At 38.9% G+C, this 19,002-nt stretch carries 23 protein-coding genes; 20 read left to right on the forward strand and 3 right to left on the reverse strand.

Translation table 11 applies throughout. The annotated features are described in order from the left end of the window. Nucleotides 1-106 precede the first annotated feature (106 nt). The 5 genes from JT739_RS09035 to JT739_RS09055 all read left to right on the forward strand — a co-directional run bounded on the left by JT739_RS09035 (nucleotide 107) and on the right by JT739_RS09055 (nucleotide 4,476). Nucleotides 107-268: a twin-arginine translocase TatA/TatE family subunit gene (locus JT739_RS09035; RefSeq protein ID WP_237660795.1), complete on the forward strand. Its 162-nt coding sequence runs from the start codon at nucleotides 107-109 to the stop codon at nucleotides 266-268. Continuing rightward, nucleotides 265-999 (forward strand): twin-arginine translocase subunit TatC, encoded by a 735-nt coding sequence (gene tatC, locus JT739_RS09040; RefSeq protein WP_237660796.1) that lies wholly within the window; start codon nucleotides 265-267, stop codon nucleotides 997-999. The genes JT739_RS09035 and tatC overlap by 4 nt, the downstream gene beginning before the upstream one ends. 160 nt (nucleotides 1,000-1,159) lie before the next feature. Continuing rightward, nucleotides 1,160-1,534: a metalloregulator ArsR/SmtB family transcription factor gene (locus JT739_RS09045; protein WP_237660797.1), complete on the forward strand. Its 375-nt coding sequence runs from the start codon at nucleotides 1,160-1,162 to the stop codon at nucleotides 1,532-1,534. Between the two features lie 44 nt (nucleotides 1,535-1,578). Then, entirely contained in the window at nucleotides 1,579-3,405 is a 1,827-nt protein-coding gene (gene uvrC, locus JT739_RS09050) for an excinuclease ABC subunit UvrC (RefSeq protein ID WP_237660798.1), read from the forward strand. A gap of 216 nt (nucleotides 3,406-3,621) precedes the next feature. Continuing rightward, the gene (locus JT739_RS09055; protein WP_237660799.1) at nucleotides 3,622-4,476 is read left to right on the forward strand and encodes a serine hydrolase; all 855 of its coding nucleotides are present in this window, start codon (nucleotides 3,622-3,624) and stop codon (nucleotides 4,474-4,476) included. Between the two features lie 63 nt (nucleotides 4,477-4,539). Here the strand turns inward: JT739_RS09055 and JT739_RS09060 are convergent, their stop codons facing one another. Then, on the reverse strand, nucleotides 4,540-5,286 hold the full coding sequence (locus JT739_RS09060) for an ATP-binding protein (RefSeq protein ID WP_237660800.1): 747 nt from the start codon (nucleotides 5,284-5,286) through the stop codon (nucleotides 4,540-4,542). 145 nt (nucleotides 5,287-5,431) lie between these two features. Here JT739_RS09060 and JT739_RS09065 point away from each other — a divergent pair, with 145 nt between their 5' ends. From JT739_RS09065 to JT739_RS09075, 3 genes are read left to right on the forward strand one after another with little or no spacing between them, the layout of a single operon-like run. Further along, nucleotides 5,432-6,766 (forward strand): L,D-transpeptidase family protein, encoded by a 1,335-nt coding sequence (locus JT739_RS09065; RefSeq protein WP_237660801.1) that lies wholly within the window; start codon nucleotides 5,432-5,434, stop codon nucleotides 6,764-6,766. Between the two features lie 14 nt (nucleotides 6,767-6,780). After that, nucleotides 6,781-7,371: a nucleoside recognition domain-containing protein gene (locus JT739_RS09070; protein WP_237660802.1), complete on the forward strand. Its 591-nt coding sequence runs from the start codon at nucleotides 6,781-6,783 to the stop codon at nucleotides 7,369-7,371. Continuing rightward, entirely contained in the window at nucleotides 7,368-7,904 is a 537-nt protein-coding gene (locus JT739_RS09075; RefSeq protein WP_237660803.1) for a spore maturation protein, read from the forward strand. Before JT739_RS09070 ends, JT739_RS09075 begins: the two co-directional genes overlap by 4 nt. Before the next feature lie 37 nt (nucleotides 7,905-7,941). On the opposite strand, the gene JT739_RS09080 is transcribed toward JT739_RS09075, so the two are convergent. Next, nucleotides 7,942-9,537, reverse strand: coding sequence for a methyl-accepting chemotaxis protein (locus JT739_RS09080; protein WP_237660804.1), 1,596 nt, complete (start codon nucleotides 9,535-9,537; stop codon nucleotides 7,942-7,944). A 116-nt stretch (nucleotides 9,538-9,653) separates the two neighbouring features. Next, on the reverse strand, nucleotides 9,654-10,682 hold the full coding sequence (gene ltaE, locus JT739_RS09085) for a low-specificity L-threonine aldolase (protein WP_237660805.1): 1,029 nt from the start codon (nucleotides 10,680-10,682) through the stop codon (nucleotides 9,654-9,656). A 168-nt stretch (nucleotides 10,683-10,850) separates the two neighbouring features. Between ltaE and JT739_RS09090 the strand changes: the two genes are divergently transcribed. The 12 genes from JT739_RS09090 (at nucleotide 10,851) to mrdA (ending at nucleotide 18,936) form a co-directional block, all read left to right on the forward strand. Further along, entirely contained in the window at nucleotides 10,851-11,246 is a 396-nt protein-coding gene (locus JT739_RS09090) for an Asp23/Gls24 family envelope stress response protein (protein WP_237660806.1), read from the forward strand. A 77-nt stretch (nucleotides 11,247-11,323) separates the two neighbouring features. Further along, entirely contained in the window at nucleotides 11,324-11,566 is a 243-nt protein-coding gene (gene copZ / locus JT739_RS09095; RefSeq protein WP_237660807.1) for a copper chaperone CopZ, read from the forward strand. Between the two features lie 18 nt (nucleotides 11,567-11,584). Further along, complete coding sequence (locus JT739_RS09100; RefSeq protein WP_237660808.1) at nucleotides 11,585-11,755, forward strand: hypothetical protein; 171 nt, start codon at nucleotides 11,585-11,587, stop codon at nucleotides 11,753-11,755. Between the two features lie 146 nt (nucleotides 11,756-11,901). Further along, nucleotides 11,902-12,288, forward strand: a complete 387-nt coding sequence (locus JT739_RS09105; protein ID WP_237660809.1) for a NusG domain II-containing protein — start codon at nucleotides 11,902-11,904, stop codon at nucleotides 12,286-12,288. Nucleotides 12,289-12,313: 25 nt separating this feature from the next. Continuing rightward, nucleotides 12,314-12,862 carry a Gx transporter family protein gene (locus JT739_RS09110; RefSeq protein WP_237660810.1) on the forward strand — a complete coding sequence of 183 codons (549 nt, stop codon included), beginning with the start codon at nucleotides 12,314-12,316 and terminating at the stop codon, nucleotides 12,860-12,862. Continuing rightward, nucleotides 12,849-13,097 (forward strand): DUF4321 domain-containing protein, encoded by a 249-nt coding sequence (locus JT739_RS09115; protein WP_237660811.1) that lies wholly within the window; start codon nucleotides 12,849-12,851, stop codon nucleotides 13,095-13,097. The genes JT739_RS09110 and JT739_RS09115 overlap by 14 nt, the downstream gene beginning before the upstream one ends. Nucleotides 13,098-13,111: 14 nt before the next feature. Further along, nucleotides 13,112-13,690, forward strand: a complete 579-nt coding sequence (locus JT739_RS09120; RefSeq protein WP_237660812.1) for a nucleoside triphosphate pyrophosphatase — start codon at nucleotides 13,112-13,114, stop codon at nucleotides 13,688-13,690. 36 nt (nucleotides 13,691-13,726) lie between these two features. Continuing rightward, complete coding sequence (gene radC / locus JT739_RS09125) at nucleotides 13,727-14,404, forward strand: DNA repair protein RadC (protein ID WP_237660853.1); 678 nt, start codon at nucleotides 13,727-13,729, stop codon at nucleotides 14,402-14,404. Nucleotides 14,405-14,450: 46 nt separating this feature from the next. Next, on the forward strand, nucleotides 14,451-15,482 hold the full coding sequence (locus tag JT739_RS09130; RefSeq protein ID WP_370642633.1) for a rod shape-determining protein: 1,032 nt from the start codon (nucleotides 14,451-14,453) through the stop codon (nucleotides 15,480-15,482). A gap of 4 nt (nucleotides 15,483-15,486) precedes the next feature. Next, nucleotides 15,487-16,335: a rod shape-determining protein MreC gene (gene mreC / locus JT739_RS09135; RefSeq protein WP_237660814.1), complete on the forward strand. Its 849-nt coding sequence runs from the start codon at nucleotides 15,487-15,489 to the stop codon at nucleotides 16,333-16,335. Then, nucleotides 16,335-16,835, forward strand: coding sequence for a rod shape-determining protein MreD (gene mreD / locus JT739_RS09140; RefSeq protein WP_237660815.1), 501 nt, complete (start codon nucleotides 16,335-16,337; stop codon nucleotides 16,833-16,835). The genes mreC and mreD overlap by 1 nt, the downstream gene beginning before the upstream one ends. Nucleotides 16,836-16,866: 31 nt before the next feature. After that, entirely contained in the window at nucleotides 16,867-18,936 is a 2,070-nt protein-coding gene (gene mrdA / locus JT739_RS09145) for a penicillin-binding protein 2 (protein ID WP_237660816.1), read from the forward strand. The last annotated feature ends 66 nt before the right edge of the window (nucleotides 18,937-19,002 follow it).

Genomic DNA, 19,002 nt, shown 5'->3' on the forward strand with positions numbered 1-19,002 from the left:
TTTAATATTGCAATTTAAGGCCTATAATCACATAATATCTGGTATATTTTAATGTTGCCATTCTAATACTATGGTATAGAGAAAATTGCTTAAAGAGGTGATTTAAGTGTTTAATATAGGTACATCTGAGCTGTTAATAATTTTAGCTTTGTCTTTAATAATACTGGGTCCTGGCAAGCTGCCTGAGGTGGGACAAGCTTTAGGCAAGGCATTAGGAGAATTTAAACGGGCAGTTCGAGAAGTAAGAGATGATGAAGGGAAAAAATGAAGGATAAGAAACTCCCCCTTTCAATGCATTTGAAAGAACTAAGACTTAGACTGTTAATGTCTTTAATATCCGTATTAATATTTGCATTTATCAGTTTTATATATTGGCAAAAGATTATCAGCATTATTTGGTCAAAAGATATAAACTTAATCTATATCAGTCCTCAAGAAGCTTTTTTAACGAGAATAAAAGTTTCTTTTATATGTGGAATATTGCTTTCCGTGCCTGTTACTTTGTATCAAGCCTGGGAATTTATAAAACCTGCTTTGACCGAAAGTGAGCAAAAAATTACCCTGGTTTTAGGGACTGTGTCTACAATTTTATTTTTTCTGGCAGTATACTTTAACGTATTTATAGTTACACCTAAAATTACAAATTTCTTCTTAAAATCTGCTCAGCCCGTTTTGACACCTCTCATTTCTATCTCAAGTTACACCTCGTTTTTGCTGAACATGACTATAGCATTTGCGTTTATATCACAATTTCCGCTCTTGATGGTGCTTGGCTCAACCCTTGGCATAGTAGACAGTAAAGTTTTTATAAGGAATCGAAGGTTAATAATTATTTTTATCTTTACTTTAGCTGCAATTATAACACCACCGGATGCTTTATCCCAATTGGTATTGGCCGTGCCCATGTGGGGGTTATACGAATTTGGTTTGGTGCTGATAAAGCTCCTAGGCAAAATAGATAAAAAAAAACAGGTTAAACCTGTTGAGGGGGGGCTTTAGATAAATTGTAAAGGGGGATTAAAGATACTTTCTATATATAAAACTAACATACAAATTTGGCAAAAGTTTGTGCAAAATGTGATGTTTTTGTGATGGGGCAAGCAATGGAAACATTTTGGTTAATTTGATATAATTTTAATGTGATAGGAGGGAGGAGAAGATGGAGGGTAAATTACATGAAGAAAAGGATATATGCGATGTTTTCTGTATTGAAAAAGACAAAGTAGAAAAGCTAAAAAGTGCCATTCCCAACATGTCAGCCCTAGCGGAGCTTTTTAAGGTTTTAGCTGATGAAACCAGAGTCAAAGTCGTGTATCTTTTATCAAAGGAAGAGCTTTGTGTATGTGATATAGCGGCTCTTTTAAACACTACTGTTTCCAATATATCTCACCATTTGAGAGTTCTCAGGACAGCCCACCTCGTAAAATTTCGCCGAGAAGGCAAACAGGTGTACTATTCTCTTGATGATGATCACGTCGTGCATATAATAAAAGAAGGTTTTGAACATGTAAACCATATACATGAAAACCTTTGATATCCCTCCTGCTGTGATATAATAAAAGGCAGGAGGGAATTTTTATGTTTAATCCTGATAGGCTAGCAGATATTCCGGAAAAACCCGGTGTATATATAATGAAAGACAAGCGAAACAAAATTATCTATGTAGGTAAGGCCACATCTCTTAAAAATAGGGTAAAGTCCTACTTTCAGTCTCCCAAAAACCTTCCGGTAAAAGTTGCTTCAATGGTTTCAAAGATAGAAGATATCGAGTATATAGTTACGGATTCTGAAGTTGAAGCACTGATTTTAGAATGTAACCTGATTAAGTTTCACAGACCAAAATACAATATTTTACTTCGGGATGATAAGCAGTACCCATATATTAGGATTACTTTAAATCAGCCCTTTCCACGAATAGAAGTGGTTCGCAGGGTAAAAAAGGACGGAGCACGTTACTTTGGCCCTTATGCAAATGCAGGAGCCATGAGAGAGGCTATTGACGTAATCAACAAGATTTTTCCCATTAGGAGTTGCAAAAAGGACTTAAGCAATATTCCACTTGATGAGAGGCCATGCCTGAACTATCATATAAACCGCTGCCTTGCCCCCTGTCAGGGATATATCAAAGAAGAAGAATATAATGAAATTATAAAGAACGTAATAATGTTTCTTGAGGGAAAGCAATCCACACTAGTGAAACAGCTAAAGACAAAAATGCAAGAAGCGGCAGAAAACTTGGATTTTGAGAGAGCAGCTGCCCTAAGGGATCAGATCATGGCATTAGAAAAGATATTAGAAAAGCAGAAAATAGTATCAACTGACATGATAGATCAAGATATTATTGCTTTGGCGAGAGGCAGCGGTAGCGTATGTATTCAAGTGTTCTTTGTTAGAGAGGGAAAGCTCATAAGCCGTGAACCCTTTATTTTGCATAACACTGATGATGTTGAACGGAAAGAAATTCTCACTTCCTTTGTGAAACAGTTTTATAACAATGCACATTTTATACCAAAAGAAATCATTTTAGATGAAGATATTGATGATAAAGGCACCATTGAAGAATGGTTAACCGGCAAAAAAGGCTCTAAGGTTTCTATAATCATACCAAAGCGAGGTAAAAAGAAGGAACTTGCCCAAATGGTTGCGGAAAATGCGCTAGCTTATTTGGAACAGGTAGAAAGCAAAGAAGAGCAGGAAAAATTAAGAAATCGACAAGCTTTAGAAGAATTAAGGGAACACCTGGGCTTGGAAACCATTCCTTATCGCATTGAGGGCTTTGATATTTCAAATACGCAAGGTACAGAATCAGTGGCGTCTATGGTGGTTTTTGAAGGTGCGCAGCCTAAAAAAGACGATTACCGCAAGTTCAAAATAAAGACCGTTGAAGGGCCCAATGATTTTGAAAGCATGAAAGAAGTTATTTTGAGACGCTTTAAGCGGACTCTTTCCGGAGATGGTAAATTTCAAAAGCTGCCTGACCTTCTTTTAATTGATGGAGGAAAAGGCCAGCTGAAATATGCCAGAGAGGCTTTAAAGGAATTGGGTCTTTCCCACATACCGACAATTGCCCTGGCTGAAGAGTTTGAGCATATATTTGTAGAAGGAAAAGATGATCCGATTATCCTTCCGGAAAATTCAGAGGCCCTTTACCTGGTTCAGAGAGTAAGGGATGAAGCCCATCGATTTGCACTGACTTTTCATAGAAGCCTCAGAAGCAAGAAAAATTTTCGCTCTGTCCTTGATGACATTCCGGGCATAGGAAAGACCCGCCGATTGGCATTGCTTAAGACCTTAGGCGGTCTTGAAGGTATCAAGAGAGCTTCTATTGAAGAACTGGCAGCTGTGCCGGGTATGAATAGGAAAGCTGCCCAGACAGTGTATGAACACTTTCACAAAAACGATTAACTCTAAGTGTGAAGATCTTTAATAGTAAATAAAAAATATAGGCGTTTAAATAAAGCTGGTTTGCATTTTCCAAATACAGATAATAAAGCCAGCAACCTACTATAGCCCTTTTATCACAACCCCTTTATAATTATGTAGGCCAATCTTTCATAAGGGAGGGTTAAGGATGAAAGGGCTATTACGTATCTAAAATTTTATATAATATCACTGTTAACATTGCTTTTAGTTTTTTCGGCAATATGTGTCTGGGCTAACTCTTCAGCGGATGTTTCAGTTTCAGATAGCAAATCACCGTCTAATGAAAATAGTAAAAACGATTTGCCAAACTATGATGTTTTGAGAGCTCAATTAGAGGATTATATAAGAAATAGGCCGGGAAAGGTCAGTGTCTATGTTAAAGATTTGGCTACTGGCCAAACTTTAAATATCAAATCTGATCAGGTTTATGTGGCGGCAAGCACCATAAAGTTGCCGTTAGTTTTGTACGTATACGAATTGGCAGCCCAAGGCGAAATTGATCTTGATACAAAACTAACTTATACGCAGGAATATTATGCGCAAGGCACCGGTATCCTTCAGGCGGAGCCAATTGGAGGGCAGTATACAATAAGGGAACTTTCGCGGCTCGCTATAGAGTACAGTGACAATGTAGCCTGGAAAATGCTGCTTGGGTTTATAGGTCAGGATAAACTTACGGCTTATGAGAAGTCTTTAGGTGCAGAGGCCACCGGCGGCCATAACGGACTTTATATAACAACACCTGAAGACATGGGCATATACCTTGAAAGGCTGCTTGCTTTTAGTAAAGAAAAGCCCCAATACGGCAATGAAGTTCTTCATTATATGGCAAATTCCATTTTCAGTGAAGGAATTCCTCAAAATCTACCTGATGATATAATAGTTGCTCACAAGATGGGTGCATTGAATGATAAATTCCATGATGTGGGGATCGTCTTTGGCAAGCGGCCTTATATAATTGCCATTTTTACCGATGAGGCATGGGAAGCGGTATCCTTACAGACCCTTGCCGATGTATCGCGCATGGTTTACGATTTTCAGGAATCAATATAAAAGAAGCAGGAAAAGCAATAGAGCCCTTTATCTTAAATTAATAAGATAAGGGCTCTATTTTATTCATGACATAATTTCCCCTTCAAGGCTGACTTCGATTGTTTTTAAGGGAATATTTTTTCCTGAGCGGCGCAGAGCTTCTTCTGCTATTTTGACCATGCCGTAACAGCAGGGAACTTCCATGTGGGCTACAGTGATGCTCTTTATATTGTTATTTTTTAATATGGCAGAGAGCTTCTCTACATAGTAATTTCCGTCATCCAGTTTTGGGCATCCAATTACTACAGTTTTGCCTTTTAGCATTACCAAGTGGTAATTGGGGTAGGCAACAGATATACAGTCCGCAGAAATTAACAGATCAGCATTTTCAAAATATGGGGCCTGCACAGGAACCAGCATCAACTGAACCGGCCACTGTCTCAGCTGAGATTTGATGGAAATTGAGACGTCTCCTGCTTCACAAGCAGAAGTTGATTTTTCAGTTTCCCTTAAGTCAATAGGCCTTGACCCAGGACAGCTAAAAGTATGGCTGTGGCCTGTATAAGGGCTGTCTTCAGCTGAATTTTCACTAGCATGAAGATACTCTTTTACCGCCTCTTCATCAAAATCTTCGGCTTCTCGCTCTATAATGGTAATGGCACCCTGAGGGCATGTGCCTAAACAGGCTCCAAGGCCGTCGCAATACTTATCTGAAATGAGGCGAGCCTTACCATCTATTATCTTAATAGCTCCTTCTGCACAGGATGGCACGCAAAGGCCACAGCCGTTGCATTTATCTTCATCAATATGAACTATGCTCCTTATTGCCATAGTGTCTCTCCTTTCTAATTATATATCTAAAACAATTATAAACAGGAAAGAAAAAATTTAATGTGACAAAGCTCACAGCACTTGATTTATTAAAACAGGAAAGTTCCTGTTTTTTTTTCATAAATATCTATAGGGAGGGAAATTAATGAAGGGCAGAAAGTATATAATTGTATTTTTTCTAGTCGCTATTGGTGCTATGTGGTTTTTGTTTTCACGGGCAAGCAGCGTTACCATAAGACAGTTGGATGATTTAGGCACTGTAAGGGTCACAATAAATTTTTATGTTCCGGTTGAGCAGACGGGTATAGAAGATAAAGTCAAATTAATTTCCGAAAGGCCAGGCACCGAAATCATAAAAAGCCTGAGGTGGATTGATGATAAAACTTTGGAGATATTTGCCATGGAAAAAAACCTACCTAGAGGCTTTAACACAACATTGCAAGTAGGTCCACTAAAGACAGCCATACCTGGGCTTTATAAGGTGGTTAAAACAAATTTTCGAGCAAGCATCTCTCCTTTTCTCTACAGGATTTCTCCAATAGTTTCTAGTACAGGTCCCATTAGACTTTACTTTTCTACGCCAGTAAAAATTGAAGCCTTAAAAAAAGGCCTTATTGTTAATTTTGATTATGTCTTAAGGCATAATTACATGATTAGCGAAAGCGGCAGAGTTTTTAAAGACGAAAGCAGCTTTGAGCTGGTGCCAAAACAGCCTCTTGTTCCGGGGGAGCAGTATGAAGTAAAATTTGACGGTCTTTTATCAAATTACACAAATGATATAAGGAAAACTGGTTTTCATCAGATATTTAAAGTTGCCGATGTGCCTAAAATAGTCAAAACGGAACCGGCAGATGGTGAAAAGGATGTGAAGCTTTACAATCTGATTTCGGTAGATTTTAGTGAAGACATGAAGGAAGTTGATATAAAGGTAGAAGGAATGATGGGCGATATCAAACTTGAAGGAAAGACCGCTACATTTAAACCTTATACTGTATTTAAGCCGAATGCAACTTACGAGGTAAAAGTGACAGGTAAATCAATTTTTGATGAGGAAATGAGTCCCTACGCTTTTGAATTTACAACAGTTGATATGGAGGATAAATGGTGGGTTGAAGTAAACTTAAGGCCAATTCAAAAAGTGACTGTTTATCGAGGAGATAAAGTCATCAAATCCATGGTGGCCTCTGGCGGCATCCCCGATGACGAAAACCGTACGCCACTGGGTTTTTTTACGCTGCAGGACAGGGGAGAATACTTTTGGACTGAAAGGATACAGGAAGGCGGGCTTTACTGGGTGAGGATTACCGGCAACTATTTAATTCATTCAGTGCCGCGAAATAAAGACAATGAGATCATTGAAGAAGAATTGAAAAAGCTGGGTATTCCTGCCAGCCACGGATGTGTTAGGCTCAAAGATGAAGATGCAAAATGGTTTTACGATACAGTTCCAACCGGAGCACTGGTGATTATTCACGATTAAAGGAGGCTCTGGCTATGAATTTTATTTTTTCTTTCTTTATTTTATCAGGGATAATTGTCGCTGCTGCAAATGGAAGAATAGATGTTATAACAAATGCTGCTATGACCGCAGCGGGTAATGCTGTACAAAGGGCTATAACCCTAATCGGCATTGTCAGCTTATGGCTGGGCATAGCAAGAGTAGCGGAGGAATCGGGGCTTATAGATATACTGAGCCGACTAATAGCTCCTCTCTTTCGCTGGCTTTTCCCTTCAATACCAAAAGGGCATCCCGCATTGGGATGTATCTTAATGAACTTGAGTGCCAATATGCTGGGCTTTGGAAATGCTGCTACTCCCTTTGGGTTAAAAGCCATGCAAGAATTACAGCGGCTAAATGACAAACCGGATACTGCCACTGAAGCTATGTGTACTTTTTTAGCAATAAATACATCTAGTGTCACAATAGTTCCTGCTACACTAATAGCATTAAGGGCTTCGGCAGGTTCCAAAAATCCTTCTGAAATCGTGGGTTCAGTTTTGTTTGCTACCACCTGCTCTACTTTAGCAGCAATTGTAGGGGATATAGTCATTAGAAGTTTTTGCCGAAGGAGGCGAAAATTTTGACGGCAGAGACGCTAGGCCAAGGCTTTTCCTGGTTTATACCCGGATTAATTTTCGTAGTGTTTTTATACGGCCATATGAGAGGTGTTAGGATATTTGAGGTCTTTGTTGAGGGCGCCCAGGAAGGATTTATGATGGCCGTAAAACTCATTCCGTATCTTATCGGCATATATGTTGCAATTGGAATTTTCAGAGAGTCAGGGGCTATAGACATACTTGTAGCGCTATTGTCCCCAATCCTCAAGGTTATTAAAGCACCCACTGATGCCTTGCTTCTATTTATTGTGCGGAGCCTTTCCGGACCTGCGGCACTTAGCATGACAATGGAAATATTTGATCAACACGGCCCGGATTCTTTTATAGGAAGGTTGGCGTCTACCATGCTGGGCTCAAGTGACACCACATTTTACATCATAGCAGTGTATTTTAGTTCTGTAGGCATACGGAAAACCCGTTACGCTATCCCCCTTGGAATACTTGCAGACTTTGCAAGCTTTGCAGCTTCGGTATATATAGTGAGAAAAATCTTTTTATAAAAATAGCCCCCTTGCAGGATACAAGGGAGCCATTAAATTATTTAAGGCTTATTCCAGCACTGATTGCACCCAAAAATTCCTTGTCCTTAAAAATAGGCGTTGCCACTGTTACAGTTGGGACTCCGGTTAGGGCGGAAATATACATATTAGATGTAAAATCTTTTCCGTTTTTGGCGGCTTTAAACCAATCTCTAAATGAAAAGTCAGTTACATCAGAAGGATTTGAATTTGCAATGCTCTTACCGCTGTTGTCGACGGTGATAATTCCGGTAAAATTGGGAAACTCATTTTTAAGTTTTCGAAAAACTTCCATGTGTTGCTCTTTGTCCAATGATAGAATCTCTTTGGAATTGGCCCACTTTTTAAGTAGCGTTAAAACCTTTGTTTTTATTTCTGATGAGACATCATATTGGGTATTTTGCAATACTTTTTCCACGTAGCTGTATATTTCTTCTGATACTTTCATGAGACTTTCGGTTGTAGAGTTTATGTTGTGCATTACAGCAGCCTGCTCTTCGGAAACGGCGGCAGTTTCTTGAAAAGCTGTAGATATGTCCTGAGTAAGTGAGGAAAAGTCCTCAATTAGCTCCTTGATATTTCTGGCAGCTTCGGCCTCATCGGTTGTAAGGTTGTTGATCTGATTCATGGATTCAAGGGTGTCTTCAATTACTTGTGAAGTAGTTTCTAAGGATTTTTTTGTAATTTTTGCTTGTTCTGCTTCATTTTGAACTTTGGAAAAACCTGCAGCTATTTCATCGGATAATTTAACAATTTTATTGCTTATATTTTTTATGGTTTCTTTTATTTCACTGGCTGCAATTTGAGCATTCATTGAAAGTTTTCGTATTTCATCGGCTACTACTGCGAATTGTCTTCCCATGTCGCCGGCCCGGGCAGCTTCAATTGCAGCATTTAATGAGAGAAGGTTTGTCTGCTGAGCAATAGTTTCCACTGATGTGATAATTCCGCTCACCTTATCAGCTTCCGTTATCAATGCTTCAACTTCCGTAGCAGTAACGTGGTTTTGACGAGAGGTAAGTTCGATAGAACTTACCAAATTTTCTATCATTTCCAAGGTTTCCTGCAATGCTTTTTGAACTTCTATGTTGCCCGAAACAACCTTTTGGGTTTCAGAGGCAACAAGATTTGATAGCTCCGTCAACTTTACAATCTCCGTAACAGCATTATCACATGCCTTTACTTGATTTTCTGTCCTTTGAGCTATATGGTTTATAGTTTCTGCAATCTCTTGAGAAGACTTAGCTGATGTTTCTGTTTCTGCATAAAATTTTTGACACAAGCCTTTTAGCTGTTCTGAGGCGATTGATAGTTCACCAACCAGATGCCTGGTATTTTGTGTTACTTTATGTATTTCCTGACAAAGGTTGCCCACAGTGCTGCCTTTAATGTCATCGAATTTTTCGCCTAAAAGGCCTTCATTAAACCTTTTAAGGCGTTTGACTATCTCGCGAAGTTTACCCTTTTCTTTTTTTCCTTCAATTAGATAGAGTGCATTGTGAGATATAGTGAGTAATGCAGCAAAAAGAACGTAATATAGGTTTAGCATATTAAGTTGCCAGAGCACCGCTAAAAAAATAGCAAAAAATATAAGGCTGCATGCTATAATAAACATTTACCTCCACAAGATACAAACAGTATTAAAAACACCTGTTTGTATCTTGTGGTGCCTCCTTTCGTTTAAGATTTTTGCAATGCAAGCCCCCACTTCGCGGAAAAACAAATAAGTTTTTACCTAAGAGACTTTACAGCCTCTATAGTAGCCTCTATATCTTCCTTTTTAATCCAATAATGTGTTACAAATCTTACCGTTGTAGAATTGCCGCCATTTACACGAATTCCTTTTTCATAAAGTTTTGCAGCAAATTCTCTTCCGGTCATTTTAAGTCCGCTGATATCGCAAATAACAATGTTAGTTTGGACTGTATCCATATCTATCAAAATACCTGGGATTTCGCTTAACCCCTTAGCTAAAAGTGCGGCATTTTCATGATCTTCATTAAGTCTTGAAGTCATCTGTTCTAATGCCACAATTCCTGCGGCAGCTAAAAATCCTGCCTGTCGCATTCCGCCGCCCAACATTTTTCTAAACTTTCTAGCCTTGGAAATAAATTCTTTGCTTCCTACAACCACCGAGCCAACTGGGGCACATAATCCCTTTGAAAGGCAAAACATAACAGAATCCGCATATTTTGCAATTTCTTTTACAGGTTGTTTTAGGTATGTAGCTGCGTTAAAAATTCGTGCTCCATCCATATGAACGGGAATATTGTGTTTTTTTGCAACCTCATATGTGCTTTTAAGTATATCCATAGGAATAACGGTACCACCGGCGCGATTGTGGGTATTTTCCAGACAGATGAGTTTTGTTTTAGGGAAATGAATATTATCTTCCCGTATAGCAGCTTCAATATCCGATGGATCCATTATGCCATTTTTACCAGAGATAAGCCTTGCCTGTACTCCTGCTAGCCTGCCTATACCTCCAACTTCGTAGGTTATAATATGACATTTTTCTTCTAGGATGATCTCATCACCCGGTTGGGTATGTGTCATTACGCAAATTTGGTTGCCCTGTGTGCCGCTGGTTACAAACATGGCCGCTTCCTTGCCCAGCATTTCAGCCGCCATTTTTTCTAGGCGATTAATGGAGGGATCTTCGCCGTATACGTCATCACCAACCTCTGCATTATAAATGGCGTCACGCATTTGCTTTGTAGGTAAAGTTACCGTGTCGCTTCTGAGATCTATGTATTTCACTGACCATGCATCTCCTTATATTAATATTGATTTATTATTAATTCTCTATATTTACAGAAAATCCTTTTATAAAAGTATACTTGAAATAAAAAATGGAAGGTTATTCCGTTTGGATATAGAATATATAAATATATAATTGAGCAAATATATATTTGAGGAGGGTCTTTAATGAGCGGAAAAACTTTTATTAATGAATCAGTTTTTGTTGATATAGCCAAAGAAGCCATGCGTAAAGTAGAAGAGGTCTATAAGCAGGATCGAAAGGGTGGTCTTGCTGGTTTTACCAGAATGTTCGTAGATAGATTTGCGCCTCAAATATCAGTAAAGAAAACTGACCCTGCAGAATTTGAAGAATCACCTGGAAGCGTGGCCTTTGAGGTGAAAATTGCCGTTGTATATGGCGTAAGAATTCCTGAGGTTGCTGAAAAAGCCAGGGAAAAAATTATCAGCGAAGTAGAGACCCTTACAGGATATACAGTGGAAAAAGTGGACCTAGTTATAGAAAGGGTAATAAAACCTGAAGAGCTACGGGAAGAAAAGGTTGAACAAAGTCCTGAAGCCTAAAAATTAGCGAATTTTATTTTTTAACTAGGGCATTTTATAACTTAGGCTATAATTTTCACCCGAAAAGGAGGCACATCATGTCAACTGGTTGTTGTGAACCCATTTCCTCTAGATCAGATATTGTTTTAAAAGTTTCCGGCATGTCCTGCGGGCACTGTAAAGGTGCTGTGGAAAAAGCAGTCGGAGCTCTGCCGGGTGTGTCGAAAGTTGAAGCAGATGTAGAAAACGGCAAAGTGGAGGTATCCTATAACCCGTCAAAAGTAAAGCTTAATGATATAAAGCAGGCAATTGAAGATGCTGGATATGATGTACAAGAATGAAAACAAAGGAAAAGAAAAATGAAATCCCAAAGCACTAACAAAAAGGCTGAAAATAGGCGTGTATCTAAAAAAACAGTAGCTTTAAAGGGCTTTTTCAAGAGCGGAGAAAATTATGTTCCACATTTGAGTAATAAAGAGAAAATATTGGCAAGAGTATTGGAAGAGGTAAATAAAAACAAAAAAGATTAGCTTTAGGTAAAGGGCCGTTGAATTTTGCACAAAAGCAAAGTTGTAGCACGGCCCTTTACCTATTTTTATAGCCAATTTTTTCACTTGTGTTGTATGGAATAAAATGTTACACTAATTGTGTGGATTCAAGCTAAGTAGGGATTTTTATGATTACAAAGGGTGACAAAATTCTATTTTTTTCAATAATACTTATATCTTTTATAATCTTTGTGAGTTTTCAGGTTTACGGTTTTGCAGATGGCAAAAGCTACGTTTTAATAGAAGTTAATGGGAAGCTATATCAAAAAGTTTCGCTAGGAGAAACAGGGCCGAATCTAAAAATATCCGTACCTGTGGCTAATGGTGAAAACATTGTGGAAATTGAAAGGGATAGGGTTCGGATGTTGTCTGCCCAGTGCCCTGACCAAGACTGCATAAGACAGGGCTGGATTAACCGTCCCGGGCAAATGATTGTGTGCCTTCCTAATAAAATGGTCATCAAAATACAAAGTGATAAATCTATAAAAGAGGATGTGGATATAATAACTTTTTAAGATTTTGGCTAAAGGATGAAAAAACTTGTTGCAAAAGCATCGTAAAAAAATATTTCTTTCACTGCTTGTGTCTTTTGGATCAGTACTGCATTTTATTGAAAATATGATACCGGTACCTTTTCCAGTGCCGGGAGCAAAATTGGGCCTTGCCAATATCATGTCCTTGATTGCTGTTGTCTTCTATGGCTTAAAAGAAGGACTTATGGTAAGTGTTATACGGTGCTTTATAGGAGCGCTGCTATCTGGATCCTTTTCAAGTCTGCTTTACAGTCTCACCGGAGGCATTTTAAGCACGATAGTTATGGCTTTCGCCTATAAGCATTTCAATAACGTTTTTAGCTTAGTAGGAATTAGCCTTTTAGGCGGAGTGACCCATAATTTTGTACAAGTTACCGTAGCAAGTCTCGTCCTTTCTACTTTTGGCCTTTATGTTTACCTGCCTTTTTTAATGGTAATTGGACTTTTTACTGGTCTATTCACTGGTCTTGCTGCCTACTTCGTAAAACAAAATCTGGATACGACCTTTGTGCAAATTGATTTTTTTGAGGAGGAAGAACCCCATGAAACGAAATAATCGTAGTCCTTTATTATTGGTTATACTATTAATAGTAGGTTTAGTAATTGGAGGTGTATTAGGCCAGATTTTAGGTACTTTTGCACCAATTTTAAACCAGGGTAAGAGTATAGGCTTGTCTACAACCAATCTGGATTTAGGAATTGTGAATATAACCTTTGGTTTTAATGTAAGTTTAAATTTGGCAGGAGCCATAGGACTTATTATTGCAATTCTCTTATACCAGCGACTTTAATGAGGTGCTAAAAAATGTGTAAAAGCCTTATTTTGGCCTCAGCTTCTCCGAGAAGACAGCAGCTGTTATCGCAACTGGGTCTAAAATTTTCTGTGGAACCCAGCAATCTTGATGAGGATTTAAATCTTAAGATGGAATTTGGACCATATGCAGCAAGCCTTGCCTTAAAAAAAGCAATGGCAGTTGCCAAAAAACATCAAAAGGGTCTAGTCCTTGGAGCTGACACCATTGTAGTATTAGATGATAAGATTCTAGGTAAACCTCATACTTTTGAAGAAGCCCAAGAGATGTTGACTAGCTTAAGTGGGCGTTGGCATAGGGTTTTTACGGGACTTTCCCTTGTAGATGCCAGCACAAAGCGTTATGTAAGCGATTTTGAAGAGAGCCGGGTTAAATTTAAGGAGCTAAGCAGCTTGGAGATACAAAACTACATAAAAACTGGAGAACCAATGGACAAGGCTGGTGCTTATGGAATCCAAGGAAAAGGTGCTTTATTTGTTGAGAAAATCGAAGGTGATTATTATAATATAGTTGGATTGCCGCTTTTTACATTAAGTAAGATGTTGGCTCAATTTGACATAAAAGTACTTTAATTCCAGGAGGTTACTCTGTTGGGAAATAATATCTTGATGAAAGATATACCGCAGGAGGAACGTCCTCGGGAACGCCTGCTTAGATTTGGAGCTCAAGTTTTAAGTGATGCTGAGCTTTTAGCTGTATTATTGAGAACTGGAACGCGTTCTGAGTCAGCCTTAGTGCTTGCTCAACGGATACTAAAGGGTGACGGAGGCATAAGTGGGCTTGCTTACGTAGTCAATTCTACAGTAGAGGAGCTTTCGAAGATAAAAGGTATTGGCTTAGCAAAAGCTGTTCAAATAAAAGCTGCAGTAGAATTAGGGCGAAGAATTTCACGCTATAGTGGAGGCCAGCAAGTAACCATAACGAGCCCCCTAGATGTAAAGGACCTTCTTATGGAGGAAATGAGATTTTTGGAAAAAGAGCATTTTAAAGCCATATTGTTAAATACAAAGAATCATGTAATATCAATCGAAGACATTTCGGTTGGCAGTCTCAATTCTTCCATAGTCCATCCGCGAGAAGTTTTCAAACCAGCTATCAAAAGAAGCAGCGCATCAATTATATTAGTTCACAATCACCCCAGCGGAGATCCGGTACCCAGCAAAGAGGACATAGAAGTTACTTCTAGATTAGTTGATGCTGGCAATATTCTTGGGATTAATGTACTAGATCATATAATTATCGGCAATAATTCTATTTTGAGTCTAAGGGAACAAGGTCTTATGTAAACAAAGCATTTGATGAAATACCGAGGCAGCAGAAAGGGGAAAAATGATGAGATTTTTAAATATATTTTCAAAGGACATGGGCATTGATTTGGGTTCAGCTAATACATTAGTACATGTAAAAGGGAAGGGCATTGTTCTTAAGGAACCATCCGTTGTTGCTATTTCACGAGACACCGGGGTGATTTTAGCTGTTGGCGATGAAGCCAAGCAAATGATAGGTCGCACCCCGGGCAATATAATTGCTATAAGGCCTATGAGAGATGGAGTAATTGCAGACTTTGATGTTACCGAAAGTATGCTGAAATATTTTATATCAAGATCCCTAAATGGAAAGCCATTTATCAAGCCAAGGGTTGTTGTTGGAGTTCCTTCTGGCGTAACTGAAGTTGAAAAAAGAGCAGTAATCGATGCTACCCTGCAAGCAGGTGCAAGGGAAGCTTACTTAATAGAAGAACCGATGGCAGCAGCCATTGGTGCAGGTCTTGAAGTCCACGAACCTGCAGGAAACATGGTAGTGGATATTGGTGGAGGAACAACCGAAGTTGCCATTATTTCTTTGGGCGGTATTGTCACCAGCAAATCAATCCGAGTTGGCGGAGATGAAATGGACGACGCAATTGTGTACTATATTAAAAAAGAATACAATCTAATGATCGGTGAACGGACGGCAGAACAAATAAAAATAACAATAGGGTCTGCCATACCAGATGCAAATAATCAGTCCATGGACATCAGAGGTCGAGATTTGGTAACAGGTCTGCCCAAAACTGTTACAATTACTTCCAGTGAAATCTATAATGCCTTGGCAGAGCCCGTAAATAGTATTGTAGATGCCATAAAAGTGACTTTAGAAAAGACGCCGCCGGAACTGGCAGCAGACATTATGGACAGAGGTATTGTAATGACCGGAGGAGGTTCTCTGTTAACAGGACTAGATAAAAGGGTAAACAGCGAAACGGGTATGCCGGTCCATATTGCGGAAGAGCCCATGAATTGTGTAGCTATGGGCACAGGAAAGGTATTGGAAGAACTGGACCTTTTAAGGCGCGTTTTGATTTCCCCTAAAAAAGTAGGTTAAGGGCGTGGTGCTTTTGCGGCGTCTTTTAAAAAACCGGAAATGGCTAATTCCAGTGGTGTTTTTGATTATTTCAATAGCTGTCGTTAATATAACTTCTAAACGAGAACATATTTTTAAAAGTTTAGAGATGCCTTTTGTAACTGCACTCAGCCCTATTCAAAAAGCACTGTCTGGTATAGGATTTAGTGTAAAGGAAACCTTAAATGCTATTCCACAATTTTTCTACCTGAAGCAGGAAAATGAAACCTTAAAAAATCAGGTAGCTGAGCTTTTGCAGTATAAACAAAATTTAATTGAATATCAGAAAGAAAACCAGGAATTGCGCAATCTATTGGGATTTAGGGAAAGAAGCTTTCAGTATGATTTAGAGGCGGCAGAGGTTATAGCAAGGGACCCGAGTAACTGGTTCAATGTTATATCCATTGACAAAGGAGAAAGACATGGGATAAAAAAAGATATGGCCGTAATTACCGATAAAGGTTTAGTCGGATATATTTTGAGCACTACTTCTAACACTTCAAAAGTAATGCTTATAACCGATGAGCGCAGCTCAGTCAGTGCTATGATTCAAAGAACCCGAGATAATGGAGTGGTTAAAGGTACTATTGACCCGGCACCCAACGGATATTTAAAAATGGTCTTCTTGCCGCATGATGCCAATCTGGTAAAAGGCGATATAGTTATTTCCTCAGGCCTAGGCGGTTTGATACCCAAAGGGATTATTATCGGGGAAGTTGAAGAATCAACTAAAGAGTCTTATGAGTTGATGCAGTATGCTATAATAAAGCCTTCAGTTGACTTTCTCAAACTAGAGCGTGTCTTTGTAATCAAGGGAGAGAAGGAGGCTAATTGATGAAGTCAGTGTGTTATATTATTGTGTTGGGTGCTTTTTTTTTGCTGCAGACTACATTATCGAATTTTATTTGGATTTTTGGAATAAAACCAGACCTGCCGCTGGTTTTTGCTTTATGTATAGCCGTCGTCAATGGTGAAAAAGCCGGTGCAGCAATAGGTTTATTAAATGGTTTTTTAGAAGATATTTTTTTTGGCAGGTTTATAGGTCCAAATACCATTGCAAAAACTGTTGCAGCCTACCTAATAGGGTACAGTTGCCATAACCTTTATAAAGGGCGGGTTATAACCATGGCCCTCACCTTTATGGGCACATTTATATTTAATCTATTTTTTGTGATAATTGCTTATTTAACCGGTGAATTAGTCTATCCATGGCATCAATTCTTTTCAATTACAATCCCTTCTTCCTTGCTTAATATGTTTATATCTCCGTTAGTTTACCGAGTAGTAATAAAAATGGTGCGATTTCTTGATTATTATTTTGACATTAAGTACTAAGTAAAATACTGACTTCGTTGAGGGGTTTTCCATGGAAGTAAAGAAGCTTCAAAAAAGGCTTAATATTTTTTTGGGAATTATAATTATTGTATTTGTAGTGCTTATCGTAAGTCTATCTGTGCTGCAAATAGTTAAAGGCGATGAATATGAAAAATTAGCCGAGGAAAACAGGATTAGAATTATTCCAATTACCGCACCTCGGGGTGTTTTTAAGGACAGAAACGGTCGCGAATTGGTAAATAGCAGGCCGAGTTTTACCGTATCTTACATGAGTGTAAAGACTGAAGAGTCTACTCAGGAGGAAGTTTTTGCGACCTTGCGAGAAATTCTCGAAATCCCCCTCTACACTGAAGTGTTAAATGAAAAACATACTGTAAACAAATATAATAAGATAACCTTAAGCAAATTGCCAATTGTAGACAAAAACGGCGACGGAAAAGTTGATGATTCTGATATATCAATTGTGGAAGAAACTACAGGAAAGATTGTTTCTCCCATAACGATAGATTTTTCCACAGGAACTGTAACTATCGACAGCGAGCCTGACACAGTAGTCTTGGTATCGTATAATTTCGACACTTTAAAGAATAAATTGCGAGGTCAAGGCTATAGGCCTGTCAGATTAAAAACCGACGTAGATTTTCAGACTGTTGCCGAAATAGAGGAACGGCGGCTTCCAGGAGTTGTTATTGAAGTTGAGCCTATGCGGAATTATCTTTACGGTACTTCAGCTTCCCATATTTTTGGATATGTGGGAGAGATAAACCAAGAGGAACTTGAAGCATCAAAAGACAAAGGCTACCGTCCGGGTGACCTTATTGGTAAAATGGGGCTTGAAAAAGTCCTGGAATCATATTTAAAAGGTGTTGACGGCGGTCAACAGGTGGAGGTCACAGCTTCAGGCAAACCTATTAAAGTATTAGGCCAAAGAGATCCTATTCCTGGCCATTCAGTTAATTTAACCATTGATATTAAGCTTCAGCAAATAGCTGAAAACAAGTTAAAAGAGCAATTGTTAAAACTGCAAAACGATAAATACAAACCTTATCCCAATGCAAAAAGAGGTGCCGTTGTAGTCCTTAATGTAAAGACAGGTGAAGTTTTGGCTTTGGCCAGCATTCCTGACTTTGATCCAAACATGTTTGCCCGTGGAATAACTCAAAAGGAATGGGAAGAGATTTCTAATAATCCTCTCAATCCCATGGTAAATCTTGCAATTGCCGGGACGTATCCGCCGGGGTCTGTTTTTAAGATGGTTACGGCTACAGCAGCCTTAGAGGAAAAGGTAACAAATGAAAAAGAGGTTGTCCGCGATACAGGAGTTTACTGGACCATCCTGCCTAAAAGGTGTTGGAAAGCGGGCGGGCATGGCATGGTTAACATGGTGAGAGCCTTAGCTGAATCTTGCAATATTTACTTTTATGAAATGGGGCGTAGGTTGGGCATAGACAATATTGAAAAATATGCAAAGATGTACGGCCTTGGAAGTTTAACAGGTATAGAATTGCCAGGAGAGAAGACAGGTCAAGTAGCGAGCCGTGAATATAAGAAAAATACTTTTACAAGGCCCGATGATAAAATCTGGTATCCTGCTGAAACATTGGATGCATCCATCGGTCAGGGATACAACAGTTTTACGCCAATTCAGATAGCAAATTATATAGCTGCCATAGCAAATGAAGGTGTTTGGATGAAACCTCATTTAATTAAATCTATAACCGATCCCCACGGCAATGTAGTTCTTGAGAAAAATCCAGAAATCGGTGGTCATGCAGATTTTTCTAAAAACACTTTTAATATTATAAAGCAAGGCATGCGAGCCGTTACGTTACCAGGAGGTACGGCTTATAGCGTGTTTGCAGACTTTCCCATTACTGTAGCGGGCAAAACCGGAACTGCCGAATGGAATGTTTCAAAGGATCCTCACGGATGGTTCGTAGCTTTTGCTCCTTACGAAGACCCTGAAATTGCAGTAGTAGTTTTCATTGAACAGGCCGGGTCCGGAGGTACCACGGGAGGCCCCGTAGCCAGGGCCATATTTGAAGAGTATTTTCACATATCGGAAGATGAAACTACAGAAGATTATCTTATTCAACCTTAACCAGAATCTTACAGATTCTGGTTTTTTTAACACTTAAAGAAGGAATTGGCTGATTTGTGCAGAATA

This window comes from Tepidanaerobacter sp. GT38 (assembly GCF_021991635.1).
Classification (GTDB): Bacteria; Bacillota; Thermosediminibacteria; order Thermosediminibacterales; family Tepidanaerobacteraceae; genus DTU063.